The sequence below is a fragment of the Streptomyces sp. NBC_01198 genome, from assembly GCF_036010485.1.
Lineage (GTDB): Bacteria > Actinomycetota > Actinomycetes > Streptomycetales > Streptomycetaceae > Actinacidiphila.
In genome coordinates this window covers 4,670,219-4,694,997 of the sequence record NZ_CP108568.1, presented here as the reverse complement: position 1 = coordinate 4,694,997, position 24,779 = coordinate 4,670,219, and the positions used below count along the sequence as shown (strand labels likewise).

Sequence of the window (24,779 nt, the reverse complement as noted above, 5' to 3'; positions counted from 1 at the left end):
TCACGCCCGGCGCCGTTCACCGTGGTCCGCCCGGACCCGGCCGGCGATGTCGCGAAGCCGTCCCAGGACATGCCGGACGGCCCGCACGCCCAGCACGTCCGACGCGGGGCGGATCTCATCCCACTTCGCAGGAGGCGCGTGAGCGAACACGCCCGGGCGGAGCTCAACGGACACGAGGACGATGTCACGTTCGTCCTCATCCAGGAGTTGGAAGACATCCACGTCCAGCAAGACGCCGAACGACCGGGCTGCGACAAGTAGATGATCCAGGCACGACGAGTCGGTCCAGCCGGAGAGGGTCTCGACGGCGTCGCCGCATTCGACGCGAATGGCAAGGATCTGCGCCTCGGACACCATTACCGCGCGCCAACGGAATCAGCGAGTGAGGAGACCATTACGCTCGGCACGTCGCTATGGAGGGCGTCAGTCTCTGCCTCGAAGTGGGTCTGGGCTTGGTCCAGGACGGTGTCCGGGTCGCGGCCGTTCGCGGCGAGCCAGTGCAGCAGGTCGGTGATCAGGGTGACGGCTACCGCATCCGGCACCGCATGGCCGGTGGGGCTGTGGGCCAGGGGGACCTGCGGGCTGAAGCCGTAGCTCTCGATGAGCTCCGAGGCGCGGGCGACACGGTGGCCGAAGCGCCGCAGGTGGTCATCGGTTCTCACAGCGAACTCGCAGCAGACCGCCTTACCGCTGAGGGTAGGGGTGGCCACCCAGCCGCCCGAGCCGGCGGCGACAAGGGCGAGTCCACGACCGCGGGCCGGGACAGGCATGAGGTCAGTCCTTCACGTTCAGTACGCACTGCGGTCACGTCGGCACGTGTCGTGACCGGAGCACTGAGGATGACAGCTGACATCCCGTCATGCAATATGCACGGAAGAATTTGCACTGAGCGGTTGCGGCTTGGTAGGGCTCGGCTTGCTGCCGTCGCACGGATCTCGGGGGACTGATCCACCGCAACACCCGAAAGGCAGGCAGAAGTGGCCGGTTCACCCACTGCTCGTCGCCGTCGGCTGGCGATCGAGCTCAAGAAGCTCCGCGAGGACAGCAAGCTCACGTGTGCGCAGGTCGGGGAGGCGCTGGACTGGAGCGGGTCGAAGGTCAACCGTATGGAGACCGGCCAGGGGCGCGTGCAGCCCTCGGATGTTGACGCGCTGTGCAGGCATTATGGAGCCGCTGACGAACTGCGGCTGCTGCTGATGGGGCTGGCCAAGGACTCGAAGACGCGAGGTTGGTGGCATGCCCACGGTGACGCCGTCCCGGCGTGGTTCTCGGTCTACGTCGGACTTGAACAAGCAGCTTCCGGCCTGCGCACATACGAGAGCGAGTTCGTACCCGGCCTGCTCCAGACCGCCGACTACGCGAGGGAACTGCATCGAGCAACGGCCAGCCTGAGCGACGAGGAAACGCAGCGTGTCATCGCCGTACGGATGGAGCGGCAAGCGCTGCTCACCGGCCCGCGGCCGCTGGATTTGTGGGCAGTGGTGCACGAGAGCGTTCTTCGCCACACCATCGGCGACCGTCAGGTGATGCGCGGCCAGCTCGAACGCATACTGGAATCAGGCGGTTTGGCCAACGTCACTGTGCAGGTCCTGCCCTTTGACGCAGGAAGCTATCCGGCCACCGGCTCCTTCACCGTTCTGGGCTTCCCCGAGCAGGAGGATCCAGATGTGGTCTACCGCGACGGCCTGACGGACGCCGTCTACCTTGAACGTCCGCATGACATCGCGCAGTACACGAAGGCCTTCGACAACCTGCGGGCCCTCTCGCTGAGCCCGCAGCGATCCATTGACCTGATCAAAGCCACGATCCGAGGACTTGCTTCATGACCGACCGCACACGAGACGAATGGCTCAAGAGCAGCTACAGCAACGGCTCCGGCGGCAACTGCGTCGAGGTGTCGCATGCTTCCGAGCCCATACGGGTTCGGGACTCCAAGGATCCCGGCGGGACCGTCCTCGCCTTCTCTGCCGGCGAGTGGGACGCGTTCCTCCGGGAGGTAGGACGGGGCGACGGGGAGTTCGGACGGAGCTGAGCGCCCGGGGCCGGGCGTCCCGGGGGTGTCAGAGGAGGTGGGGACGGGGAGCAGGTCGTCTCCGAGGTCGAGGTGCCGCATGAGGTGTCGGGGGTCTTTCGGGCCGCTTCGTTCTGGACGGTGCGGGGAGGGTTGATCGTCCGGGAGACGGAATATCGGGACGACGGTCGGTGGAGAACCGGCGCAGGAGTGGCGTGCCGGGCTCATCGAAGCCATGGGAGGGAAATTGGCATATGCCACTGGACGTTCCGGCTCGTGGGAGCCGTGCGGGCGACCAGCGCAGTGTCCGCAATTCCATGGTTTACGCCGGTTGATTTCCTCGACGGATTCGCCCTGGAAAACGCGTGACACCCCTGTAACACTCTGTATCTGACGGGTCGACAGCACCGCACCGGGAGCTCGTACGCGCCCGGGCGGTGTGCGGCCGGCCGCCTGGTGGACGCGGATGCGAGCGAGGAGGACCGGGCAGTGCAGCCAGATGCGAGGGCCGGGAGGATGGCGGGCGCGGGGTGGTTCTGCCGGGTGCCCGGTGCGGTGTTCGAGACGGGGGCGGTGGTGGCCGGGGGGCCGGACCGGGCGCCCCGGGTGGTGGTGGAGGAGTATCCGCTGCCGCAGCAGCACGAGCAGGTGCTGCGCGAACTGACCGGCGGCGTAAGGGAGTCGGCGGACGCCCTGCGGCAGGGGGGAGGGTGGACGGGGGCGGCCGGGCTGGAGGTGGCGCTCGCGCTGGACGCCGCGATGGCCAGGCGCGGGGTGCGGGTCAGGGCGGTGTATCCGCGGGCGCTGCTCGCGGTGCCGCGGTATGCCGCGCATCTGCGGCAGGTGTCGGACGCCGGGGTGAGTGTCCGCGTCCTCGACCACGTGCCGCACGACCTGCTGGTCTGCGACCGGCAGACGGCGTGCCTGACCGCCGAGGGGGCGGTGGAGCCGGGTGCGGGGGGCCCGGCTCCACTGGTACGGATCAGGGAGCCGCTGCTGGCCGCGTCCTTCGTGGCGATCTACGAGTCGTACTGGCAGCGGGCCACCCCGCTGTCGCGTACGTCCGCCGGGCCGCACCACGCCCAACTCGGCACCCGGGAGAAGGCGGTGATACGGCTGATGACCAACGGCTACAGCGATGACAGGATCGCCAGGAGGCTCGGCATCACCACCCCGGACGTGCAGGCGGTGATGACGGCGCTGATGGAACGGCTGGACGCAGGCAGCCGTTTCGAGGCCGGGTACAAGCTCGCCCGCGAGGTCGACCCGCGGGACCTGTGACCGCCGCGGCAACGACCACCGCATCAAGGGCGACAGCGGGTACGGCGACGACGGCCGGTACGGCGAGGACCGTCTGGGGGCGGAAGGGAGCGGGCATGCGCGACCGCGAGGCGATGCAGACCCTGCTCGCCCGTGCCCGCGCGCGCGTCGACCCGGGGGAGTTCGGGCTCGCGCCGCGCGGCGACCCGCGGGGGCGCAAGGTCGCGGGGCTCACGCACGAGCACATGACGCGGCTGCTCGGCTGGCCCGAGCACAAGTACGGCTACGTCGAGCGCGGCCGGCTCGCGGGCATCGAGACGGAGTTGCTCGAACCCATCGCCCGCATCCTGCACCTGTCCGACCACGAGTGGGAGGCGCTGGTCCTCTACGCCACCGGGCTGCCGCCCGCCTACCGGCTCGATCCGCAGCTGGGGCGGGCGGTGCCGAGCCCCTGGGAGCGGGTGCTGCGCGGCTCGCGCGAGATGGCGTACGTGAACGACGCCGCCTGGGACCTGGTCGCGTACAACTCGGCCTTCTCCCGGCTCTTCCGGCGGCGCGAGGTGCCGGGCAACGTGATGCGCTGGATGCTGCTCGACCCGGAGGCCCGGGTCACCCTCGGGGACTGGGAACGCAGCTGGCTGCCGCTGCTCGTACCGCAGTTGCGGGCCGCGGTGGTCGCCAACCCGCACAACAGGACGCTGGCGCAACTGCAGGCGGACGCCGGGTGCGATCCGGTGGTGGCCCGGTATCTGCGGACGCCGACGACCGAGTACATCGGGCCGCGGGCGGAGAACGCCCTGCCGGTCGTGCACGCCGAACTCGGCCCGGGCTGGGCCACGCTGTGCACCGCGGGGCCGTTCGGGGTGCCCGGCGGGCGGCTGATGTTCGTGTTGTTCGACCAGGGCGAGCCGCCGTGCCACGAACCCGCCCTCTGCGCCCCGGCGACCGGGTCCGTGGACCCGACGTGGCCCGAACTCCCCTGCGGGCACACCCATACGGCCGCGTGTTCTGCCGGGCAGCACAATGAGGCACCATGAGCTTCCCTCTGCCGCACGCGCTCCAGGCGCTGACTCCGAACGTCCACGCATGGCTGCCTGACGGCCACGCCACCTGGGGCATGGCCAACTGCGTGGTCGTGACCGGGCGGAGCCCGGGGTCCGGCGCCGCGCTCCTGGTCGACACCCCGTACACCGCCGACATGACCCGGCGGTTGCGGCGGCTGATCGCCGGGCTCGGTGACCGACCCGCAGGCGGACCCGAGGTCCGCACGGTGATCAACACCCACGGCAACGGGGACCACTCGTACGGCAACGGCCTCTTCCCCGGCGCCGAGATCATCGCCACCGAGGCCAACGCCGAGCATCTGTGCGCCGAGCCGTCGCCCGCCGAGCTGGCCGGCCTGGTCGCCGGGAGCGACCCGGACTCCGCCCTCGGGGCTTACGTGCGGCAGCACTTCGGCCGCTACGGCGACTTCGGCGGCGTCAGCACCGTCCACCCGACCCGTACCTTCAGCGGCGAGGTGGAACTGGACGTCGACGGGGTGGCGGTGCGGCTGATCGAGGTGGGTCCCGCGCACACCGCGGGCGACCTGATCGTCCACCTGCCGGAGGAGGGCGTCGTCTGTGCGGGCGACGTCGTCTTCAACGAGGACCACCCGGTGCACTGGGCCGGGCCGTTGGAGTCGGTGGAGCGCGCCTGCCGGCGCATCCTGGACTGCGGCCCGCGGGTGGTGGTGCCCGGGCACGGCCCCGTGATGACGCCCGCGGACGTCCGCGGCTACGCCGACTACCTGCTGGAGCTGCGCGCGGCGGTGCACCGCGGGCACGCGGCGGGCCGCCCGCTGCCGGTGCTGGCCGCCGAGCTGATCGCCGGCGACCCGTACCCGCACTGGGGGCTGAACGAGCGGATGGCGATCCTCGCGGCGGTCGAGTACCGCGCGCTGGACGGCGAGACCGGGCGCGCCGATCTGGTCGGCCTGGTGGGCCTGGCCGCCGAGTTCGCGCACCGCCAGGAGACCGCACGGGGCCTCGGACAGGACCCCGGACCCGACGCCCGCCTCGGCGCCGGAGCGGACAGCGTGGCCGCCGGGAGCGTCAGGACCGGCGGCTGACCGACGCAGGCAGCCCGGCCGGGGCGACCCGGCCGGGCGGACATGCCGACGGCCCCGGCGTCGGGGGGGGTGTACGCCGGGGCCGCCGGCTGTTCTCGGGGCGGCGGGCCAGGGGGCCTGCGGGCGGAGGGTGCCGCGGAAGGCGGTGCGGAGCGGCCTACGGCCGGCCCTGCACCTCAGACCGCGACATCATGACCGTACAGCCACGGCACCGGATCGACGGGCGCGCCACCACCGGGTCGTACTTCGAGGTGCAGGTGCGGCCCCGGTACGTTGCCGGTCGCGCCGACCCGGCCGATGGTGTCGCCGGTGACGACCTCGCCGGACGTGGCGACCATCGTCGACAGGTGGCAGTACCACAGCTCGGTGCCGTCATCGAGGCGGAGGACCACCCGGTAGCCGAACGAGCCCGCCCAGCCGGCCGAGGTGACCGTGCCGCTGTGGACGGCGTGCACCGGGGTGCCGGTGGGGGCGGCGAAGTCCTGGCCGGTGTGGGTCGCCCACATGTTGCCGGACTCGCCGAAGGCGGTGGTGAGGGTGTAGGAGGCGACCGGCTTGACGTAGGAGACGGCGAGCCGGGCGAGCCGTTCGGCCTCCGCCCGCGCGGCGGCGTCCGCGGCCGCCTTGGCCTTCGCCTCGGCCTCGGCCTTCGCGGCTGCGGCCTGCTCGCGCACCTTGCGGGCGGCGGCCTCCTTGGCCGCCTGCTCGGCGGCGGACTTCTCGGCGGCCTCGCGCTCGGCGCGGGCGGCGGCGTCGCGCTGCCGGGTGACCTGGTCGACGATGCGGGTGCGCAGCGCCTCGCCGGGGTCGACGGGGGTCGCGGCGGCGGCCACGTCCTCCTCGCCGTGCGCGTCCTGGGCGGCGTCATTAGCAGCCGCCGTAACGGCCGGGTGTGGGGCGTCCGCCGTGCCGGTCGCCTGGACGACGGCGGAGGGGTCGTACGACGGTGTGCCGACCGAGACCTCGGGCTGCGGGGCCGGGACCGCCTGTGCGGGCAGTGCGTCGGGGAAGCCGGGCGAGTCCGGCAGCGATATCGGCGGCCCGGCGGGCGGCGCGTCGGCCGCCTCGGCCACTCCACCGGCACCGACCGCGGCCATGGCCGCCATGCCCAGCACGGCGCTGCCGACCGCCGCGCCACGGGCGGGCAGGCCGGTGCGCTGCCGCGGCAGGCGCAGCTGGCTGCGCAGGCCGGCGGGCTCCGAACCGTAGTCGTAGCCGTCGTGGGACGGCGCGGACGACGCCGGCGAGGACGAGGAAGGGGTGGCGGCGGAGCCGTCGGAGGGGGCGCCGGACGGCAGGGGCTCGTCCCGCTCCCCGAAGGGCCACTCCCCGGTCGGTTCTGCTACCGGGGCAGGAGCGTAGGCAGGCTGGTTGGACGCCACGGGGGCGCACTCCTTTCCTTCCTTCTCGCCTACCGGGTTAGCTGACGGGTTCGGAGCAGGAAGGTCTCCTACGGGCCTGACGGCTGCCCGATTCACCCCATTGGACCCCTCCCGCGGTAGCGGAAGGGCGGGTCCCCGGTTCCCGCGGACGGGATTCGGCAAGCGCACGGTGCCGCCTGTCGGCGGCGGTGACGACCGCGCTGCGTTATCGAACGTTAATAGAGCCGGAGAGGTTTTCCAAGCCGAATGGGAGAGTTGGGGACGGGAACCAATCGGGCAAGGTATACGTAGAGTGGAGGAACCGGACAGGTGGCGTGGCCGGGCAGTGATGTGAGTGTGCGTCAGTTGTTATCGGAGAGGCCGACATGGCTACGGGCGGTGAGCGGGTGACGGCGGGGCGCAGCGGCGTGCGGGCGCAGATATCCGCCTGACCGGCGCGGTACCAGTGGTCTGGACCTGTGCCAATTCGCGAACCACTTGGCATGCCAGGGGCGCGGGCCGCACGATGGGCGGGCCCGTTCTTGTCATGCACCCGCCCTCATCATGACGCCTCAGGGAGCCTTCGATGGAACGCCCCAATCCCGCCGTGCCCAGCCGCCGTTCGCTGCTGCGCGGCGGCCTCGGCCTCGGTGCCGCCGCCACCGCGGGCCTCACCGCCGGCCTCTGGCCCGCCGGAGCCGCGCAGGCAGCCGACGGACCCGCAGGTGCCGCGCTGACAGCCGACGGACCCGCCGACGCCGTGCGGGCGGTCGACCGACCCGCCGCCCTCCGCGCCGGGACGGTGGACTACCCGTCAGCCACCTGGGCGGCGGCCAGCACCGCCAACTACACCGCCGCCAGCAGGCCGACCACGTATCCGATCCAGATGGTGGTCATCCACGTCACCCAGGAGACCTTCGCCGACACGATCACGCTCTTCAAGGACCCGGCCCACGCCGCCTCGGCGCATTACGTGGTCCGGTCCGCCGACGGCGCCATCGACCAGTGCGTCCGCGAGCACGACGTCGCCTGGCACGCGGGGAACTGGGACTACAACACGCGCAGCATCGGCATCGAGCACGAGGGCTGGGTGGACCAGCCGTCCTACTTCACCACCGCGCTCTACCACGCCTCGGCGGCGCTCACGGCGGAGATCTGCGACAAGTACGGCATCCCCAAGGACCGCAACCACATCATCGGCCACTCCCAGGTCCCCGGCACCGACCACACCGACCCGGGGCCCAACTGGGACTGGGTGCGCTACATCCGCCTGGTCAACGGCGTCTGAGGCCCGCGGCCGCCGGCTCAACGCGGATCGGAGCCGGTGCCGGTGGGCCCGTCCAGCGGGAACATGACGCTGAGCCGGGGCAGCCGCCTGGCCGCCTCCTCCTCGTCACGGGCCGTCCAGCGGCTCCCTGACGGGTCGCGGCTGCCGTACGGGACCGGTGGGGCGCCGCCGTGCCCGGAGGGGCCGGCGGCGCGGCGTACGGCGGCGTAGAAGGCGTCGCCGAAGTCGTCGGACGGCCCGGTCGCCAGCTCGTACGCCTCCAGCCCGAGCCTGTCGAGGGTCGGCCAGCCGGGCCGGTCCTCGGCGGGCCAGGCGGACCTGGGGCGGCCGGCGAGCCGCAGGACCTCGGGGGCGTAGGCCAGGACGTCGGCGTCGTTGACCGCCGCCTCGAACGCGGCCCGGCCCAGGCCCATCATCCAGTGCTGGAAGGCGCGGAAATCGTCGTCGGAACACCAGCCGCCGAAGATCCGGTCGGCGGCACCCCACAGATTCCAGGTGAAGGCCTCGTCGGTCATCCGGTCGAGGCAGGCCTGAAAGCCCACGATCTCCCCGGCGGACAGGCACGCGAGCGCTTGGCGGAGCCAGGCATCACGCTTGTCACCGCCGAATCCATGCCGCCGGGAGTCCTCAAGGAGGGCCCAGAAGGAGTCGGTGTCCATGGCTGCTGACTATGCCAGGGGCGCCTGATCGCGCCAATTCCCGGGCCGGAAAGCCCAGTTGTTGGACAGGGGCGCCGGGTGCGATCGCCGGCCGGGCGCCGGATGCCGGGACCGGACGGCCGGACCGCGGGGTGCCGGGCCGCCGTGGCGCACCCGCCGACCCGCCTGCCGCGTGGCGTCGCTCGCTGCTCCCGCGCCCCGTCCGGCCCGCCTGTCCCGGCCGCCCCGCGCCCGACGCCCGCCCACGAGGCCGCCGCTGCCGCCCGCCCACGACACGTGAACCATCATTGGCACCGCCAAACATCCACCGGAAGCGCATACTTGTGCTGCACACGCGCGGGTCGCGCGCCCGGCTCGGCAATACTCCCGCCGAGCATTCCCGGTCGGAAACGCGCCGCGAAATCAGCGCCTTTCCGTGCCTTCGCGAAAACATCTGACGTATTGCTTTCATCGCTCCTTTCCTTTGGCCCGTTCGGGTGACTCACCGGCTTTTTCCTGTCACCTTGTTCGGCGGCGCGGGGCCCCCGTGACGGGCGCCCGCGCGTACCGAGACGAAGGTGGGGACATTCATGCTCCGGCTCCTACTCTCCCTTTCCGCGCACCCTCCGGCCCCGAGACCGCGCCGGTTAGCCGCGCGGGCCGCCGTCGCCGTGTCGGCGGCGCTGCTCGCGACGGCGGCCGCTTCGCTCTCCCCGGTCGTCGCCCAGGGCGCGGCCGGGACGCAGGCCCCGGCGGCCGCTCCGCTGAGCGGCGGCTCGACGCTGGTCAAGACCGCGCAGAACACCACCAGCCCCGGCGCCGCCCAGGCCCAGCACGCGGACACCCTCAACTGGGCCGTCGCCTACCACAGCGCGGCCACCGGCGACCCGGCCGCGGCGACCGTCACCGACCCGATCAGCGGCGCTGGCACCGGGCAGTCGTACGTACCCGGCTCGCTGCACGTGCCGCCCGGCTGGACTCCGCAGTGGTCCACCGACGGCAGCACCTTCACCGGCACCGACCAGGGCGCCGCGACCACCGCCGTGCGGGCCACCGATCCGTCGGCGACCGGCCCGGGCACCGGCGTGAGCAGTGACCTGCTGCCGCCGGTCCAGGCCGCCACCCGCACCACCGGCGGTGACGGCTTCACGCCGATCCTCTTCCGGGCGCCGTCCGGGGACGTCGAGGCGTGGAACATCTACCACCACAGCGGGCCCGCCGCCCCCCTGGTGGTCTGCAACGACCTGTCCTCCGGCCAGCCCTGCCCCGGCGGCCCGTGGCCACGACCGCTCAACACCGCGCCGGGGCCGCTCGGTTCGGGCAACACCGGCAACGTCTTCACGACGCTCACCCCGCAGTACGTGCAGGACCCGGGCCGGCCCGGCGTCGTCTACTACCCGGCCGTCGCTGCCGGTTCGGTCGGTGCCGGCTGCCTGGACATGGGCGCCCGCGCCGACTGCGGCTTCTTCCCGCTGGCCGCCGCGTCGGGCTCCCCGAGCAGCGCCAACGGGCTCGCCGGACTCGTCGCCCAGGGCGGCAAGCTCTACGGCGTCGCCAGCACGGGCCAGGTGCTGTGCCTGGACATCGCGTCCCAGTCCCCCTGCGCGGGGCAGCCGTTCGCCGCGATCGTGCCGCCCAACCACGACCTGCCGGGCAACACCAACGCCCTCTACCAGGGCTCCATGGTGGTCGGCGCCGGCAAAGTCTACGCGTCCTCGGCGCCGATGTCGTCCGGCTCCACCGCGCCGGGGCGCCCGGCGCTCGGCTGCTTCGACCCTGCCACCGGCGCGGTCTGCGCGGGCTGGACCACCCCGCACCCGGCGGGACCCAACGCGAACGCGTACACGTACAACGCCTTCCTGGCCTACGACACCGCCGGCCAGCCGACCGGTGTCTGCACGGCCGACAGCACCGGCGGTTCGCCGTCGACCAGTTGCTACGCGCTGGACGGCGGCCCGCTGGCCGCGCCGGCGACCGGGCTGGACGCGCTGCCCGCCGGGACGCTGATCTTCAATCCCGAGGTCGTCAACGCGGGCGGTGACAACCGCAGTTACTTCGGCGTCTGGGGCGGCCCGCTGCCCGGCGACACCGTCTGCTACAGCTGGACGCACGCCCAGCCGTGCGCCGGCTTCCCCGTGGTCGCCGGGCACCCGGCGGTCAACGGCGGTGTGACGCGGGACTACGGCTACGCCTACGACGCCACCACCCGCTGCCTGGTCGGCCTCGGTGACGCGGGCATCCTCTTCTCCATGGACCCGGCGACCGGCAGCTCCCCCTGCCTGCACACCGGCGCCTCGGTCACCCTCAAGCCCGCGGACTTCTACTGCGACGGCGGCACCGGGCACGTCGCCGCCTACACCGAGGCGCGGCTGACCGGCCTCGACCTCGCGCACACCGACCCGGCGGCCACCACCGTCTCGGTCACCGACCCCGACGGAACGGTCATCGCCACCCCGCCCCTGTCGCCGTCCGGCACCGTCGACCTGTCCGGCATCTCGGCGGCAGCCCACCCCTCGATCACCGTCACCGCGCAGTTCAGCCTCACCGACACCAGTGACTTCGGCGCCGGAAAGCATCCGGCGCTGACCGCCTCCTTCCAGGGCGACGACCCGCAGGTCTGCCTGCGTACGGTCGTCACCGCGGACTGCGCGACCAGCCAGGTCAGCGACACCGCCACCGGCAGCGACGCCACCGGCGCGCTGACCTCCAACACCGTCACCGTCCCGGTGCAGCCCGGGTCGGCGTGCCAGCCGCATGTCTCGATCAACAAGGAGATCTGCGCCGGCAGTTCCTCGCACTGCGGTCCCGGAGGGTCGGGCCCGTGGGTCAAGTCCAGTCCCGTCGGGCTGCTGCAGGTGCTCGGCACGGCCTACTGGCGGATCACCGTCAGCAACGCGGGACCGGTCGCCGCGACCGGCGTCACCGTCAACGATCCGACGACGCCGTCCTGTTCACAGGCGGCCGGCACCTTCACCCTGGCTGCGGGCGCCAGCCGGCAGGTCTACTGCAACTCCTTCCTGCTGGCGCTCCCGGTGAAGAACACGGCGACGGCGAGCTACACCGCCGCCAACTCCCCGCAGGGCACCCACCCGACGACCACGGACCCGTCATCGGCCGTGGCCTGCTCGCTGCTGTGCTTCCTGCTGCCGACCGAGCACCACTGACCCTCGTCCACGAACCGGTCTGCCCCGCCTCCCGGCGCCCTGCACGGCGCCGGGAGGCGGGGCCTCGGAACGGGCGGGGTCAGCCGGCGGTCGGGACGTCGTACGCCTCGCGCCACCTGTCGCCCAGGCGCGGCACGATCTGGCCGATCAGCACGTCCTGGAAATGCGCCGTCCGCTCGTGCTCGGCGAATGCCGCGCGCGAGGTGTAGCGCTCCAGGATCACCACGGAACGCTCGTCGTCCAGCTGCCGGAAGACCTCGAAGGAGACATTGCCCGGCTCCTTGCGGGCAGCTTCCGCGAGCTTCGGATAGAGGGCGAGCACCTCGTCCAGGTCCTGGTCGGGAGCGATGTGGTGGTGGGCGATGACCTGGTAGTGCGTCATGTCGAGCTCCGTCGGTTCTGTCCGGTGCGCTCTGGCCGGGGGCCTTCCGCTCCGGCCGCGGACCGCTCTGAATTCCCACGCTAGCACTGCTTTATGGGCTGTCAAGCCCATTTTGTCCGGTGCGGGATCCGCCGGGCCGGGCGGGCGGCGCGGTCGGGACGACCGGTGCGGGGGCGTCGGTCGGTGCGGTGGTCGCGAAGGTCGCGATGTACGAGACGGCGCCGTCCAGCGCCGCGCGCGACGCCCGGGTGTCGCCGGCGGCCTGGTCGAGCAGCATCCCGCCCTGGAACGCGGCCATCAGCAGGTGGGCGAGTCCTACGGGGTCGGCGTCCTGGGTGAGTTCGCCGCGGTCCGCCATCGCCTGCAGCCCCGCACGGAAGACCTCGCCCCAGCGGGCGAACCCCGCGGCCACCTCGTCCCGTATCTCCGGGTAGACCTTGAGCACTTCCGCCGCCAGCGCCCCGAACGGGCAGCCGCCACACGCCAGATCGTCCCGGTCGCCGTAGGACCGCGCCCACCGGCGCAGGGCCGGGACGCTGTCGAACGCGCCGAGTTCGCGAAGCGCGCCGACAACGGCCTCCGCCTGCCAGGCGATCACCCCTCGGACCAGGCTCTCCTTGGTCGGGAAGTGCCGCATCAGCTGGGACCCGCTCACTCCCGCCGCCTGCCGGACGTTCTCGTTGTTCGTGAGGTGGGCGCCCTGCTGGTGGATCAGCGTCGCCGCGGCGTCGAGGATGCGCGCCCGGGTGGCCAGGCCCTTCGGGGTGAGCCGGCGCTCGGGGGCGGCGGGTTCCGGCAGGTCACCCCGTGCGGCGGGGCCGCCGTGGGGCGGGCGCCGTTCCGGTATGGCCGAGGTGTCCATGAGGCCAGCTTAGATCGGAGTGGGCCTGGCGGCCCATACTCGGCGAGGCGCTGCGGATTCCGGATCGGGCCGCCCGGGCCGCCCGAAGGCGCCCCGAGGCCCCGCATTCCGCCGGTCGGCAGTACCCTCTTGATCCTCACGGCACCTCCGCTCCGGCCCTCCACCATTTCCCGGGCCCTGCCCGTGTCTTCGACGCGCAGCCCCTTCCGGGGGACGGACGACGGACGCCGTGGGCCCCGGCAGATCCGCTCGGCTGCCGGTGGAACCGGAGAACGGAACCGGGCGTCGAGGGGCTACGAACTGCGGCTCCGCCACAAGGGGCAGCGCGAGGGACGGGATCAGGTGGACGACGACCACGACGGCACGGGCATACCCGGCGAGAACAAGCAGCAACCCCCGGTGGCGAAGCCGCCCCGGGGACGGCGACCCCGCACGGCTCCGGCGGCGAAGCCGGCGGCCGGCGCACGGACCGCCAGGTCCGCCCAGCCGCCCGCGAAGGCCGCCCGGCCGGCGCAGAGCCCGGCCCGCCCGGCGGACCCACCCACCCAGGCCGCGACCCCGCAGCCGCCGACGGCCGACACCGCCCCCCAGGACCCGAGGACGGCTCTGGCCCAGCCGCCCACGACACCCCCGAAGCCGTCGGGGGCGTCGAAGCCGTCGGGGGCGTCGAAGCCGTCGGGGGCGCCGGGGGCGCCGGGGGCGCCGACTTCGACTGCCGCTGCAACTCCGGCGCAGCCCGCCGGTGCACCGCCGCAACCGGCGACGCCCCCGGCTTCGACAGGTACTCCAGCTCCGCCCCAGCCCACGGGTGCCGCGACAACTCCGGGCCTGCCCGCCGGTGCACCGCCACGACCGGCGACAGCTCCCGCACAGCCCGCCGACGCACTGCCGCAGCCCGCGACGCCCCCGGCCGGGACGGCGAAGTCCCGGAAGTCATCGACGGCCAGGAACCCGCAGGCGGGCCCGGCCAAGGCTTCGGGCCCCGGCGCCGCTGCCGCTTCCGGCAGCGCGACTCCGGCCACGCGCAAGCGGGCAGGTGGCCCGATGGCTGCGGGTGCTGGCGCCGCTACGAACGCGGGCGCGGCACCGGCCGCCGGTACGGACGCGGCCCCGGCTCAGGCTGCGGGTACGGGTACGCCCGCGGACGCTCCCCAGACGACCGCCCCCGGCACGGACGCAGCCCCAACGACGGCCGCAGGTAAGCCCGCAGCCGCGAACGCCGCTCCCGCCGCGTCTGGCGGGGACGCGGGGGCGACTCCCGCCGCCGCAGCCGCTGGGAGCGCCCCCGCCGCCAAGAAGCCGGCGGCCGCGCGGAAGAAGGTCGCCGCGAAGAAGGCCGTGCCCGCCAAGCGGGCGGTGCCCGGCAAGAAGGCGGCTGCGGCGAAGGCCACGAAGGTCACCGCCGCCGCCAAGACGGCTCAGCCTCAACGGTCCGCCCCGGCCATCGAGGAGCCGGTCGGCGGGGTCGGCCTCGACGTGTTGCTCGGGGAGAACGGCCTTCAGGCCGGGCCCGAGGCGGCGCTCGCCGTGTTGAAGGGCTCGCTGGTCGGGCTGGCCGCCGCCCATGCGGCGGGCCAGGCGCACAGCCGGTACCAGCCCGCGAACGTCCTGGTCACCGCCCAGGGCGCGATCAAGCTCGCCGGGGGCGCTCCGGTGGCCCCCAGCACGGAGGCGGCCACCGACGTCCAGGCTGCCACGGCCACCTTCTCCGCCTGCCTGGCAGGCACCGCGCCGGAGCCCGTACAGCCGCTGATCGCCCGGGGCCTGGCGGGCGAGCCCGCCGAACAGGCCCCGAGTGCCGTCGACTTCGCGGCCGAGGTCGATGCGGTCGCCGTCGCGGCCTACGGCGAGGACTGGGAGGCGCGCGGGCAGCACGAACTCGCGTTCCTCGTAGCCCCGTTGCTGGCCCCGGCCCCCGCCGAGCCGGTACCGCCGGCGCCCCCGGTGCCGCCGGCGCCCGTACCCGTCGCGGTCGGAACCGAGGACGAGCCGCCCGCGCGGCGGAGGTTCGGCCGCCGGGCCAAGCTCCTCGCGATCGCCGCAGCCGTGGTGATCGTCGCGGGCGCGGTCACCGTCACCGCCGTGGCGACCGGCAACAGCGACGACGTCGCGGCCACGGTGACCCCGTCCGCTACGGCCAGCGTGGCGCCCAGCTCGGCCCCGGCCGCCGCCCCGGCCACGACCGCCCCGTCCCCGACGGGCGCGCCGTCGACCACGCCTGCGACCAGCCCGTCCACCTCGCACGCGCCTGCCGTACCGCCCACGACGTCCAGCCCGGCCAAGGCGCCCACCAGCGCCGCGCCGCCGCCGACCGTGTCGCCGTCCAGTGACCCGACGAAGCCCGCGGGATCGGCGGGCGGGCCGCGCGTCTCCGGCATATCGACCCAGCTCACCTGCTCCGGCGGCCACAAGGCGCAGGCGGTCGTACGGGTGGACTACGACGGCACGGCATCCGGCACCCTGCACCTGACGTGGTGGCGCAACTCCACGGCCACGTCCCGGGGCGCGACCACGATGACCCCGCAGTCCGCGAAGCTCCCCAAGGGGTCCACGAGTTACATCTTCACGTCCAACTTCACCTACCAGGACAACCCGAGCCGGCCCTACATCGGCGTGACCGTCTCCACCGACCCGGCAGCGGCGGGCGGCGCTCGCACCGCGTCCGTCCTCTGCCACTGAGGCCACCGAGGCCACCGAGGCCACTAAGCCGTAGGCAGCCGAGGCCACCGCACAACGGCCCCGCCGCAGCGACAACACGTCGCTGCGGCGGGGCCGTTGCCCGTCCCGGCGCCCGAACCGGCGCCGGCGCCCAGGTCAGGCCCGGGCCTCGCGGGCGGTCGAGGTCTGCGACATGTCCGAGTAGCGGTCGCCCGCGACCTGCCCGGCGATCGGCTCCAGCAGCGCCAGCTCGTCGGCGGTCAGCGTGATCCGGGTGGCGGCTGCGTTCTCAAGCAGGCGGCTGCGCTTGCGCGTTCCGGGGATCGGTACGACCGCGAGACCGTGCACCTGGGACCGCTGCTGCACCCACGCCAGCGCGATCTGCGCCGCGGTGGCGTCGTGGACGCCCGCGATCTTGTGCAGCGGTTCGAGCAGCGCCGCGTTCGTCTTCGCGTTGTCGCCGCTGAAGCGCGGCTGCATCTGCCGGAAGTCGTCGCTTGACAGCTCCGTGCTCGCGTCGGTGAAGGACCCGGTCAGGAAGCCCCGGCCCAGGGGCGAGTAGGGCACCAGCGCCACCCCGAGCTCGGCGGCCGCGCCGACCGCGCTCTGCTCGACGTCGCGGCTGAAGAGCGACCACTCCGACTGCAGGGCGGCGATGGGGTGCACGGCGTACGCCTCGCGCAGCTCGGCGCCGGTGACCTCGCTCAGGCCGAGGTGCTTGACCTTGCCCTCGCGCACCAGCTCGGCCATGGCGCCCACGGAGTCGGCGAGCGGGACGGCGGGGTCGCGGCGGTGCATGTAGTAGAGGTCGATGACGTCGACCTTCAGCCGGCGCAGGCTCGCCTCGACGGCCGCTTTAACGTAGCCGGGGTCGTTGCGGACGGCACGGTACGCCGGGTCGTCGGGGCGCAGCTCGATGGCGAACTTCGTGGCCAGCGTGATCTCGTCGCGGTGCGCGGCGACGAAGGGCGCGAGAAACTCCTCGTTGGCGCCGATGCCGTACATGTCGGCGGTGTCGATGAGGGTGACGCCCGCCTCGACGGTGGCCGCCAGGGTGTCGCGGGCCGCCGCGTCGTCCGTCTGCCCGTAGGCGGCGCTGATGCCCATGGCACCGAAGCCCTGGACGCCGACGAGGGGTCCGCCGGTGCCCAGTTGGACCTTGCTGATCTTCTCGATGGTGTGGCTCATGATGGCTCTCAGGCCTTTCCGGCGCCCGCCGGGCGCCCGCGCGGAAGTCGTGCTCGGGAACTGCCGATCACCGGCGTGCCTGCCACGCTAGACCTTTGGAGTGCCCTCCAGGCAAGCGAGCGCCCCGCGCTCCACCTGAGGGGGGCGGCGCTCATCCCTCCCGCGGAGGGGTGTTCGGCGGGGCGGCCTGGGGGTCGGCCTGGCGGCAGGGCGTGGACCAGCGCTCGCCGTCCTGGGCCCAGTCGCCGTCGCGGGTGAAGCCGCAGCGCCGCAGCGTGCGGTCCAGTTCGGCCGCGGGGAACCCGGCAGCGGGGCGGTCCGGGGTCACCGTCACGACGACGGCGTCGACCTCGCCGCGGTCCGGGTGGTCGTGCAGGCTCTGCACGGTCACGTGCCACTTCCCGTCGTCGGGCACGGCCTCCACCCGGTAGGGGGCGGTCGTACGGGGCGGCACCCCGTCCGCGCCGTCCGACGCCTCGGCGCCCGCGGCCTCTGCACCTTTCTCGACCTCGTCGGCACTCTCCGTGCTCTCCGCGTCACTGTCCTGCGTCTCGGTCTTCGCCACCGATGTCTCCTCCCGGTGAACGGAACGTCACCATGTCTCTGCCCGACCGGCCTGCCGCCCGCTTCCCGCCTGCCGTCTTCCCCGGCCACACCCCGGAAACACCCAGGCGAGGGCCGGGTTCGGTGTACCCGTCCGGGTGCGGGAGAGAAACGAATGTACGCACGGGTCGGATGTTCTGTCCCTGAGCGGTAACGCGATGCCACAGAGACACGTCACGCGGGCAGGATGACGTACGGCAGCAGGCTTCACTGCCGGCACACAGGAAAGAGGGACACCATGGGCACCAGGAACAGCGGTCGTGGAATACCGGCACTTCTGTTCGTCGCGGCAGGGCTCGCGCTGACGGCGTGCGGCACCTCGGACGCCTCGGGCCCGGCTGCCGACTCGTCGCCGACCCCCTCCACCGCGGGCACCTCGGCCGCGTCCTCCCCGACCGACCCGGCCTCGACGCCCTCGTCGCCGGCCGGCACGGCCGCCACGTCCCCCTCGGCGGCCGGAGCGCCCAGCACCGCGGGCGGGGCCGCGGGGTCGACCGAACCGTCCTGCGCCACCAGCCACCTGAAGGTCACCGCGGGGCCCGCGGACAGCGGTGCGGGCAGCACCATGCTCCAGCTGGTCTTCCAGAACACCGGCAGCGCCCCCTGCACCCTGCACGGCTACCCGGGTGTCTCCTTCGTGAAGGCCCACAACACGCAGCTCGGCAAGGCGGCCGAGCGGACCGGCACCATCAAGTCCTCCCCGGTCACGCTGATCCCCAACGCCCACGCCTACGCCGACCTGCGGACCGTCAACGGGGTGGGCGGCTACGACCCGGGCAAGTGCGACCTGACCACCGTGCCCACCCTCCGCGTCTACCCGCCGAACCAGACCGAGTCCACGAACATCCCGTGGAACAAGAAGGAATGCGTCGGCTCCTCCGTGCAGAACCTCCAGGTGGGCCCGGTGCACTCCAACCGCTGACCCCGGCGCGTGCCCCGGCGCCGGATCCGGGCAGCTGAACCGCCGAGACGGCCGAGTGCCCCGCCCCCTGGCCGGGGACGGGGCACCTGGGTTCAGGCAGGGTCAGGTCGGACCAACTCAGGTCAGCCCGTCAGCAGGACAGGTTGCCGCCCGTCGGCACGCCCAGGACGGACGTGAAGCGCTGGTAGGCGTTCACGCGGTCCTGGACCTCGCCGGGGTTGCCGCCGTTGCACTCGATGCTGCCGTTGATGCTGCGGATGGTCTCGCCGAACCCGGCGCCGTTGACCATGGCGTTGTGCGGGGTCATTGTGCCGGGGCCGGACTGGGTGTTCCAGTACCACAGGCCGGTCTTCCAGGCGACGGCCGGATCGGTCTGGACGAGGTTGGGGCTGTCCAGCAGGTCGATGCCGAGCGAGTCGCCGGCCGCCTTGTAGTTGAAGTTCCAGCTGAGCTGGATGGGCCCGCGGCCGTAGTACGCCGACTGTCCCGCGGGGCAGCCGTAGGGCTGGCTCGCGTCGCAGTAGTGCGGGTAGTTGGCGGTGTTCTGCTCCACGATGTAGACCAGTCCGCCGGTCTCGTGGCTGACGTTGGCGAGGAAGGCCGCGGCCTCCTGCTTCTTCACCGTGTCGCTGCCGGTGGTGGCGAAGCCCGGGTACGCGCTGAGCGCCGCGGTCAGGCCGCCGTAGGTGTAGAAGGAGTTCCGGCCCGGGAACATCTGGTTGAACTGCGCCTCGCTGACCACGAATCCGCTGCTCGGCGGCGGGTTGGTGCCCCCCGAGGTGCCGCCGGTGATCGAGCCGGAGCAGGTGTAGGGGCTCCAGTACCAGGTGCTGATCGTCGGGTCGTAGCCCGGGTTGTCGTGGGTGGCGATGTAGTTGAGGCCGTTGCTGTACCGCACGATGTCACCGGTGACGTACGCGTGGCCGGCCGCCCAGGCCGGGTAACTGCAGCTGCCGGTACCGCCGGTGGAGCCGCCGGTGCCGCCCGAGCCGCCGCTGCATGTGCCCTGGTCGGCCCAGACGTCGGCGGCGCCCGGCGTCTCGCCCTGCGTCCACCACTTCGCGGACCAGTTGTGGCTGTTGTACGAGGCGGACATGCCGCCGGTGTAGACCGAGGACGACTTCCAGGCGGCGGCGCAGCTCGCCGCCGAGGCCGGGGACGACAGGGGCACGAGGACGACCAGGCCCACGACGGCCGCGAGCGCGGCGAGGAAGGCGATGAGACGCTGTCTCGACAACGTGACCACTCCTTATGGGGGTTGAGTGGGGTCGAGCACACTCCAACGCAATGGTCTGGACCTGTCAAGCACTCCGGCCACACCCGTCCCGTTTCCGCCGATGCGGCGGCCCTCAGGCCCCGTTGGAGGGCGCGACCGCCTTCCGGCGGCTGCGGCGCGGCGCCGGCGGGCCGGACGGGGTGCTGCGGGCGGGGGCGTCGTGGATGGTGAGGGCGAAGAGGGCCGAGACGAGGGCCATGACCGCGAGGACCAGGTAGACGGTGCGGTAGGCGGCGGGCGGCGCGATGTGCGTGGCCGCCGGGGTGCCGGCGATCAGCAGGGTGGCGACCAGCGCCGGGGCGACGGCCATGGAGAACTGGAAGATCACGCTGCTGAGGGTCGAGGCCTGGCCCATGTCGGCCTTGGGGATGGTGCTGAACGAGGCGACCGTGACGGGCATGAAGACCGCGCCCATCCCGAGGCCCAGCAGGAACATGTACAGCCGGAACGCCCAGGGCCCGGTGCCCGCGTCCACGGTGGCGGTCATCACGGCCAGGACGGCCGCGACGCCGACCAGTCCGGAGGCGATGATCAGCCGCGGGCCCACCCGGTCGTAGAGGCGGGCCACCAACTGGACGGTCAACAGCACCCCGACGGCCTCGGTGAAGGTGCTGCTGCCGGACTGGAGCGCGGTGTTGCCCTGCGCCTCCTGGATGAACAGCGGTGCCGCGTACATGGCGCCCATGAACGGCACCATGCCGATCAGGCCCACCACCTTGGTGTCGCGGAAGAGCGCGTCCTTGAAGAGCCGCAGCCGCAGGATCGGTGCGGGGGTGCGGAGTTCGACCACCACGGTCGCCGCCAGCAGCGCGGCTCCGCCGGCCAGGCTGCCGGTGATCAGCGGGTCAGACCAGCCCTGCTGCGCCCCCTCGCACAGCCCGTACATCAGCAGCGACATCGCCGCCGCTGACAGCAGCAGGCCGGGTATGTCGAGCCTGCTCGGTTCCCCGTGGCGGGGGTTGTCGAGGAAGAGCAGCCCGAAGAGCAGGGCGGCCGCGCCGAAGGGCAGGTTGACGTAGAAGACCCAGCGCCAGGAGAAGCCGTCGACCAGGACGCCGCCGAGCATCGGCGCCACCGAGGGGGCTATCTGCTGCGGGAGCGTCATGATGCGGGAGGCCCGTACGCGCTCCGCCGGGGTGAAGGTGCGGAAGAGCATCGCGCCGACCACCGGCGTCAGCAGGCCGCCGGCCAGGCCCTGCAGGCCACGGTAGGCGACGAGTTGGGAGAGGCTGCCGGCCATCCCGCAGAGCACGGAGGACGCGGTGAACAGGCCCATCGCGGCGAGCAGCACCGGCTTGCTGCCGAACCGGTCGCCGAGCCAGCCGGAGACGGGGATGCTGATGCCCACGCACACCGGGTACACGACGACGACGCTGTCGCTCCCGGCCGCCGACACCCCGAACTGGCGGGCGATGGAGGGCAGTGCCACGGTCGTGATGGCGCCGTCCATCACCACGAGGAAGAACGTGGCGACGAACATGACGGGTACGACCAGGCGCTGGTCGAGGCGGCGGCCGGGCATGTCTCTCCTTCGCGGGCCGGAGCGCGGCTCAGCACAGGTGGGCGGATATGCTGAGTATACTCACTATGAGTCGGCACACAATGGTGTTTCTGGTCGCGGAAGAGCAGAAGAAGCGAGGCGGGCCCGGTGGTGAACACCCGGAGCAGTGACGTACTGGTCGACGACCTCTTCAGGACGACCGTGCGCCTGCGCACCTACGTCGACGCCCAGCTGCGCGGGCACGGCCTGTCCGTCCCGCGGCTGCGGCTGCTGCGGGCGCTCGCCACCGCCGCGGAACCGCTGCGGATGCGGGACCTGGGCGACGTCCTGAACGTCGCCGCCCGCACGGTCACGTCACTGGTGGACGCCCTGGAGCGGGAGGGCCTGGTCGTGCGGCTGCCCCACCCCACGGACCGCCGGGCGTATCTGCTGGCGCTCACCGACCGCGGCCGCACCACCCACGCCAAGGCCGAGGAGATCGACCGGGCCGCCCTCGCCCTGGCGACCGGCAGCCTGAGCGCGGGGCAGCGGGGCGTCCTTCTCGAGCTCCTCGCGGTGCTCCGCGAGTCCCTTCCGGAGGCGGGGCCGGACCTGCCGGAGGAGTGACGGGCCCGTACCCGCCCGTACGGGGTCGCCGGCCCGGACATTCCGCCCTCTGTTCACTCCCCGCCACAGGGGTCACGACTGCCACGAGGACCACCCGTATCCCACTGGTCACGGAAGTTTTCCGGGCTCGGCCGTATGCCGGGCCGCAGGATGGGCACCCGAAGGCTGCACAGGCTCTGAGACACGCGTCCCGGCGCGGACGCCTGAGGAGACGGCCATGAGCAACGGATACATCGGTCCTGGCGGCCCCGGCGGCCCCGGTGACGACCCCCTGGGCGACTTCTTCGCACGATTCCTGGGCGGTGGCGCCAAGGGCCCGCGGCAGATCGACATCGGGCGGCTGATGAGCGAGCCGGCACGGCAGCTGGTCAGCGCAGCCGCCGCCTACGCCGCCGAGCACGGCAGCAGCGACCTGAACACCGAGCACCTGCTCAGGGCGGCGCTGGTCGGCGAGCCCACCCGCAGCCTGGTGGCCAGGGCCGGCGCCGACCCGGACGCGCTGGCGGCGGAGATCGACCGGCACTCGGGCGCCGCGGCGGCGCCGTCCGGCCAGCCGCCCGCCTCGCTGGCGATGGCCCCCTCGGTCAAGCGGGCGCTGATCGACGCACACGAGCTGGCCAGGGGCGCAGGCGCGGGCTACATCGGACCCGAGCACCTGCTCATGGCGCTGGCCGCCAACCCGGACTCCGCCGCCGGCCGGATCCTCAACGCCGACGGCTTCGGTTCCCGCCCCGGGCCCGTGCCCGGCGGCATCCCCGGTCCCGGCCCCGGCAGGCCCGTACCCGGTGGCGGCCCGGCCCCCGGGCCGGGGTGGGGGACGGGGCAGGGCGAGGGCGGCGGCACCACCCCCACCCTGGACAAGTACGGCCGCGACCTGACCGACCTGGCCCGGCAGGGCCGTATCGACCCGGTCGTCGGACGCGCCGAGGAGATCGAGCAGACCATCGAGGTGCTCTCCCGGCGCGGCAAGAACAACCCGGTGCTCATCGGCGACGCCGGGGTCGGCAAGACCGCCATCGTCGAGGGCCTGGCCCAGCGCATCGCCGACGGCGACGTGCCCGACATCCTGGCCGGACGCCGGGTGCTCGCGCTCGACCTGTCCGGCCTGGTGGCCGGCACCCGCTACCGGGGCGACTTCGAGGAACGGCTGACCAACGTCATCGACGAGATCCGCGCCGACTCCGACCGGCTCGTCGTCTTCATCGACGAGCTGCACACGGTGGTCGGCGCCGGCGGGGGCGGGGGCGGCGGCGAGGGCGGCTCGATGGACGCCGCGAACATCCTCAAGCCCGCACTGGCCCGCGGCGAGCTGCACATCATCGGGGCAACGACGCTGGAGGAGTACCGCCGTATCGAGAAAGACGCGGCGCTCGCCCGGCGCTTCCAGCCGATCCTGGTCCCCGAGCCGACCACCACCGACGCGATCGAGATCCTGCGCGGCCTGCGCGACCGCTACGAGGCCCACCACCAGGTGCGCTACACCGACGAGGCGCTGGTCGCGGCGGTGGAGCTGTCCGACCGCTACCTGACCGAGCGCTTCCTGCCGGACAAGGCCATCGACCTGATGGACCAGGCGGGCGCCCGGGTGCGGCTGCGTGCCCGTACCAAGGGCACCGACGTGCGGGCGCTGGAGCAGCAGGCGGAACAGCTCACCCGGGACAAGGACCAGGCCGTCGCGGCCGAGCAGTACGAGCGCGCCACCGAGCTGCGCGACCGCCTCGCCGAGCTGACCCGGCGCATCGAGGACGGCAACGGGCAGCCGCCCGGCGAGCCGACGATCACCGAGGTCACCGGCGAGGACATCGCCGAGGTGGTGTCCCGGCAGACCGGCATCCCGGTCAGCAGCCTGACCCGGGAGGAGAAGGAGCGCCTGCTGGGCCTCAAGGACCACCTGCACCGGCGGGTGATCGGCCAGGACGAGGCCGTCGACGCCGTCGCGGACGCGGTACTGCGCTCCCGCTCGGGACTGGCCAGCCCGGACCGCCCCATCGGCAGCTTCCTCTTCCTCGGCCCGACCGGCGTCGGCAAGACCGAACTGGCCCGGGCACTCGCCGAGGCCCTGTTCGGCAGCGACGAGCGCATGGTCCGCCTCGACATGAGCGAGTACCAGGAGCGGCACACAGTGAGCCGGCTGGTGGGCGCGCCCCCTGGTTACGTCGGCCACGACGAGGCAGGACAGCTCACCGAGGCGGTGCGCCGCAACCCGTACTCGCTGCTGCTGCTCGACGAGGTGGAGAAAGCACACCCCGACGTCTTCAACGTCCTGCTCCAGGTCCTGGACGACGGGCGTCTGACCGACGCGCAGGGACGTACGGTGAACTTCACCAACACCGTCGTCGTCATGACCAGCAACCTCGGCTCCGACGTGGTGAGCGGCCGCGGCGCCGTCCTCGGCTTCGGCACCGGCGATCCGTCGGCCGACGAGGAGAGCCGCAGGGAGCGCGTACTGCGGCCGCTGCGGGAGCACTTCAGGCCCGAGTTCCTCAACCGGATCGACGAGATCGTCGTCTTCCGCAGCCTGACCGAGGCGGAACTGCGCCAGATCACCGGCCTGCTGCTGGAGGAGACCCGCCGCCGCGTCCACGCCCAGGGCATGCAGTTGGACGTCACGCCGGAGGCGATCGACTGGCTCGCCGCCCGCGGCTACGAACCCGAATACGGCGCCAGGCCGCTGCGCCGCACCATCCAGCGCGAACTCGACAACCGGCTCTCCCGGATGCTCCTCAACGGCCAACTCTCCGAAGGCACGCACATCCGGGTGACGGCGGTGGACGACACCCTCACCATCGAACCGGAGCCCGCGCCCGCGGCGGACCCGGAACCCGAGGCGGCGGCGCCGCCCGAGCCGAAGTCCGACCCGGAGGCCGGGGAGAAGGCCGAGGACAAGCCCGGGCCGAAGCCCGGTGCCGACCCCGACCCGGGGGCGTGGGGCTCGCCCGGCTGACGGCG

22 protein-coding genes and 1 riboswitch are annotated in these 24,779 nt (G+C 72.9%); of the genes, 11 read left to right on the top strand and 11 right to left on the bottom strand.

The features are described 5' to 3' along the window. Together OG702_RS21045 and OG702_RS21040 are read right to left on the bottom strand one after the other, a co-directional pair. Positions 1–357 carry a hypothetical protein gene (locus OG702_RS21045; RefSeq protein ID WP_327290457.1) on the bottom strand — a complete coding sequence of 119 codons (357 nt, stop codon included), beginning with the start codon at positions 355–357 and terminating at the stop codon, positions 1–3. Beyond that, positions 357–770: a hypothetical protein gene (locus tag OG702_RS21040; RefSeq protein WP_327290456.1), complete on the bottom strand. Its 414-nt coding sequence runs from the start codon at positions 768–770 to the stop codon at positions 357–359. The genes OG702_RS21045 and OG702_RS21040 overlap by 1 nt, the downstream gene beginning before the upstream one ends. A gap of 207 nt (positions 771–977) precedes the next feature. Between OG702_RS21040 and OG702_RS21035 the strand changes: the two genes are divergently transcribed. The 5 genes from OG702_RS21035 to OG702_RS21015 all read left to right on the top strand — a co-directional run bounded on the left by OG702_RS21035 (position 978) and on the right by OG702_RS21015 (position 5,381). Further along, on the top strand, positions 978–1,826 hold the full coding sequence (locus tag OG702_RS21035) for a helix-turn-helix domain-containing protein (protein WP_327290455.1): 849 nt from the start codon (positions 978–980) through the stop codon (positions 1,824–1,826). Then, positions 1,823–2,032 (top strand): DUF397 domain-containing protein, encoded by a 210-nt coding sequence (locus tag OG702_RS21030; RefSeq protein WP_327290454.1) that lies wholly within the window; start codon positions 1,823–1,825, stop codon positions 2,030–2,032. Before OG702_RS21035 ends, OG702_RS21030 begins: the two co-directional genes overlap by 4 nt. 495 nt (positions 2,033–2,527) lie before the next feature. Then, complete coding sequence (locus OG702_RS21025; protein ID WP_327290453.1) at positions 2,528–3,292, top strand: helix-turn-helix transcriptional regulator; 765 nt, start codon at positions 2,528–2,530, stop codon at positions 3,290–3,292. 95 nt (positions 3,293–3,387) lie between these two features. Then, positions 3,388–4,308, top strand: a complete 921-nt coding sequence (locus OG702_RS21020; protein ID WP_327290452.1) for an MmyB family transcriptional regulator — start codon at positions 3,388–3,390, stop codon at positions 4,306–4,308. Further along, positions 4,305–5,381, top strand: a complete 1,077-nt coding sequence (locus tag OG702_RS21015; RefSeq protein ID WP_327290451.1) for an MBL fold metallo-hydrolase — start codon at positions 4,305–4,307, stop codon at positions 5,379–5,381. Before OG702_RS21020 ends, OG702_RS21015 begins: the two co-directional genes overlap by 4 nt. A gap of 176 nt (positions 5,382–5,557) precedes the next feature. Here the strand turns inward: OG702_RS21015 and OG702_RS21010 are convergent, their stop codons facing one another. Continuing rightward, positions 5,558–6,763, bottom strand: a complete 1,206-nt coding sequence (locus OG702_RS21010) for a M23 family metallopeptidase (RefSeq protein WP_327290450.1) — start codon at positions 6,761–6,763, stop codon at positions 5,558–5,560. Positions 6,764–6,775: 12 nt separating this feature from the next. Further along, positions 6,776–6,934: riboswitch (cyclic di-AMP (ydaO/yuaA leader) on the bottom strand. Between the two features lie 394 nt (positions 6,935–7,328). On the opposite strand from OG702_RS21010, the gene OG702_RS21005 reads away from it, so the two are divergent. Next, positions 7,329–8,030 (top strand): N-acetylmuramoyl-L-alanine amidase, encoded by a 702-nt coding sequence (locus OG702_RS21005; protein ID WP_327290449.1) that lies wholly within the window; start codon positions 7,329–7,331, stop codon positions 8,028–8,030. Positions 8,031–8,047: 17 nt separating this feature from the next. On the opposite strand, the gene OG702_RS21000 is transcribed toward OG702_RS21005, so the two are convergent. Further along, entirely contained in the window at positions 8,048–8,689 is a 642-nt protein-coding gene (locus OG702_RS21000; RefSeq protein ID WP_327290448.1) for a DUF4240 domain-containing protein, read from the bottom strand. A gap of 569 nt (positions 8,690–9,258) precedes the next feature. On the opposite strand from OG702_RS21000, the gene OG702_RS20995 reads away from it, so the two are divergent. After that, entirely contained in the window at positions 9,259–11,832 is a 2,574-nt protein-coding gene (locus OG702_RS20995) for a DUF7617 domain-containing protein (RefSeq protein ID WP_327290447.1), read from the top strand. A gap of 79 nt (positions 11,833–11,911) precedes the next feature. Here the strand turns inward: OG702_RS20995 and OG702_RS20990 are convergent, their stop codons facing one another. Both OG702_RS20990 and OG702_RS20985 read right to left on the bottom strand, forming a co-directional pair. After that, entirely contained in the window at positions 11,912–12,214 is a 303-nt protein-coding gene (locus tag OG702_RS20990; RefSeq protein WP_327290446.1) for a putative quinol monooxygenase, read from the bottom strand. Between the two features lie 91 nt (positions 12,215–12,305). After that, positions 12,306–13,076: a TetR/AcrR family transcriptional regulator gene (locus tag OG702_RS20985; protein WP_327290445.1), complete on the bottom strand. Its 771-nt coding sequence runs from the start codon at positions 13,074–13,076 to the stop codon at positions 12,306–12,308. Between the two features lie 1,044 nt (positions 13,077–14,120). Here OG702_RS20985 and OG702_RS20980 point away from each other — a divergent pair. Beyond that, positions 14,121–15,755, top strand: a complete 1,635-nt coding sequence (locus OG702_RS20980; protein ID WP_327290444.1) for a hypothetical protein — start codon at positions 14,121–14,123, stop codon at positions 15,753–15,755. Between the two features lie 135 nt (positions 15,756–15,890). Here OG702_RS20980 and OG702_RS20975 read toward each other — a convergent pair whose 3' ends face one another. From OG702_RS20975 to OG702_RS20965, 3 genes are all read right to left on the bottom strand, one after another. Beyond that, entirely contained in the window at positions 15,891–16,922 is a 1,032-nt protein-coding gene (locus OG702_RS20975; protein WP_327290443.1) for an aldo/keto reductase, read from the bottom strand. Between the two features lie 151 nt (positions 16,923–17,073). Next, positions 17,074–17,487 carry a hypothetical protein gene (locus OG702_RS20970; RefSeq protein ID WP_327290442.1) on the bottom strand — a complete coding sequence of 138 codons (414 nt, stop codon included), beginning with the start codon at positions 17,485–17,487 and terminating at the stop codon, positions 17,074–17,076. 245 nt (positions 17,488–17,732) lie between these two features. Continuing rightward, positions 17,733–18,116 (bottom strand): hypothetical protein, encoded by a 384-nt coding sequence (locus OG702_RS20965; RefSeq protein WP_327290441.1) that lies wholly within the window; start codon positions 18,114–18,116, stop codon positions 17,733–17,735. On the opposite strand from OG702_RS20965, the gene OG702_RS20960 reads away from it, so the two are divergent. Further along, a complete protein-coding gene (locus OG702_RS20960; RefSeq protein WP_327290440.1) occupies positions 18,091–18,447 on the top strand; it encodes a DUF4232 domain-containing protein in 357 nt (118 codons plus the stop codon). The genes OG702_RS20965 and OG702_RS20960 overlap by 26 nt on opposite strands. Before the next feature lie 130 nt (positions 18,448–18,577). Here the strand turns inward: OG702_RS20960 and OG702_RS20955 are convergent, their stop codons facing one another. Together OG702_RS20955 and OG702_RS20950 are read right to left on the bottom strand one after the other, a co-directional pair. Beyond that, positions 18,578–19,684, bottom strand: coding sequence for a glycoside hydrolase family 19 protein (locus OG702_RS20955; protein WP_327290439.1), 1,107 nt, complete (start codon positions 19,682–19,684; stop codon positions 18,578–18,580). 112 nt (positions 19,685–19,796) lie between these two features. Further along, the gene (locus OG702_RS20950; RefSeq protein ID WP_327290438.1) at positions 19,797–21,245 is read right to left on the bottom strand and encodes a DHA2 family efflux MFS transporter permease subunit; all 1,449 of its coding nucleotides are present in this window, start codon (positions 21,243–21,245) and stop codon (positions 19,797–19,799) included. A 126-nt stretch (positions 21,246–21,371) separates the two neighbouring features. Between OG702_RS20950 and OG702_RS20945 the strand changes: the two genes are divergently transcribed. Further along, the gene (locus tag OG702_RS20945) at positions 21,372–21,830 is read left to right on the top strand and encodes a MarR family winged helix-turn-helix transcriptional regulator (RefSeq protein ID WP_327290437.1); all 459 of its coding nucleotides are present in this window, start codon (positions 21,372–21,374) and stop codon (positions 21,828–21,830) included. Between the two features lie 217 nt (positions 21,831–22,047). Further along, positions 22,048–24,774 (top strand): ATP-dependent Clp protease ATP-binding subunit, encoded by a 2,727-nt coding sequence (locus OG702_RS20940; RefSeq protein ID WP_327290436.1) that lies wholly within the window; start codon positions 22,048–22,050, stop codon positions 24,772–24,774. The last annotated feature ends 5 nt before the right edge of the window (positions 24,775–24,779 follow it).

What these genes read in the sequence shown, in the direction of transcription:
- OG702_RS21045 (WP_327290457.1), bottom strand. Translation starts at nt 357, where the DNA reads ATGGTGTCCGAGGCGCAGATCCTTGCCATTCGCGTCGAATGCGGCGAC.
- OG702_RS21040 (WP_327290456.1), bottom strand. Translation starts at nt 770, where the DNA reads ATGCCTGTCCCGGCCCGCGGTCGTGGACTCGCCCTTGTCGCCGCCGGC.
- OG702_RS21030 (WP_327290454.1), top strand. Translation starts at nt 1,823, where the DNA reads ATGACCGACCGCACACGAGACGAATGGCTCAAGAGCAGCTACAGCAAC.
- OG702_RS21025 (WP_327290453.1), top strand. Translation starts at nt 2,528, where the DNA reads ATGGCGGGCGCGGGGTGGTTCTGCCGGGTGCCCGGTGCGGTGTTCGAG.
- OG702_RS21020 (WP_327290452.1), top strand. Translation starts at nt 3,388, where the DNA reads ATGCGCGACCGCGAGGCGATGCAGACCCTGCTCGCCCGTGCCCGCGCG.
- OG702_RS21015 (WP_327290451.1), top strand. Translation starts at nt 4,305, where the DNA reads ATGAGCTTCCCTCTGCCGCACGCGCTCCAGGCGCTGACTCCGAACGTC.
- OG702_RS21005 (WP_327290449.1), top strand. Translation starts at nt 7,329, where the DNA reads ATGGAACGCCCCAATCCCGCCGTGCCCAGCCGCCGTTCGCTGCTGCGC.
- OG702_RS21000 (WP_327290448.1), bottom strand. Translation starts at nt 8,689, where the DNA reads ATGGACACCGACTCCTTCTGGGCCCTCCTTGAGGACTCCCGGCGGCAT.
- OG702_RS20995 (WP_327290447.1), top strand. Translation starts at nt 9,259, where the DNA reads ATGCTCCGGCTCCTACTCTCCCTTTCCGCGCACCCTCCGGCCCCGAGA.
- OG702_RS20990 (WP_327290446.1), bottom strand. Translation starts at nt 12,214, where the DNA reads ATGACGCACTACCAGGTCATCGCCCACCACCACATCGCTCCCGACCAG.
- OG702_RS20985 (WP_327290445.1), bottom strand. Translation starts at nt 13,076, where the DNA reads ATGGACACCTCGGCCATACCGGAACGGCGCCCGCCCCACGGCGGCCCC.
- OG702_RS20980 (WP_327290444.1), top strand. Translation starts at nt 14,121, where the DNA reads ATGGCTGCGGGTGCTGGCGCCGCTACGAACGCGGGCGCGGCACCGGCC.
- OG702_RS20975 (WP_327290443.1), bottom strand. Translation starts at nt 16,922, where the DNA reads ATGAGCCACACCATCGAGAAGATCAGCAAGGTCCAACTGGGCACCGGC.
- OG702_RS20960 (WP_327290440.1), top strand. Translation starts at nt 18,091, where the DNA reads ATGCTCCAGCTGGTCTTCCAGAACACCGGCAGCGCCCCCTGCACCCTG.
- OG702_RS20950 (WP_327290438.1), bottom strand. Translation starts at nt 21,245, where the DNA reads ATGCCCGGCCGCCGCCTCGACCAGCGCCTGGTCGTACCCGTCATGTTC.
- OG702_RS20940 (WP_327290436.1), top strand. Translation starts at nt 22,048, where the DNA reads ATGAGCAACGGATACATCGGTCCTGGCGGCCCCGGCGGCCCCGGTGAC.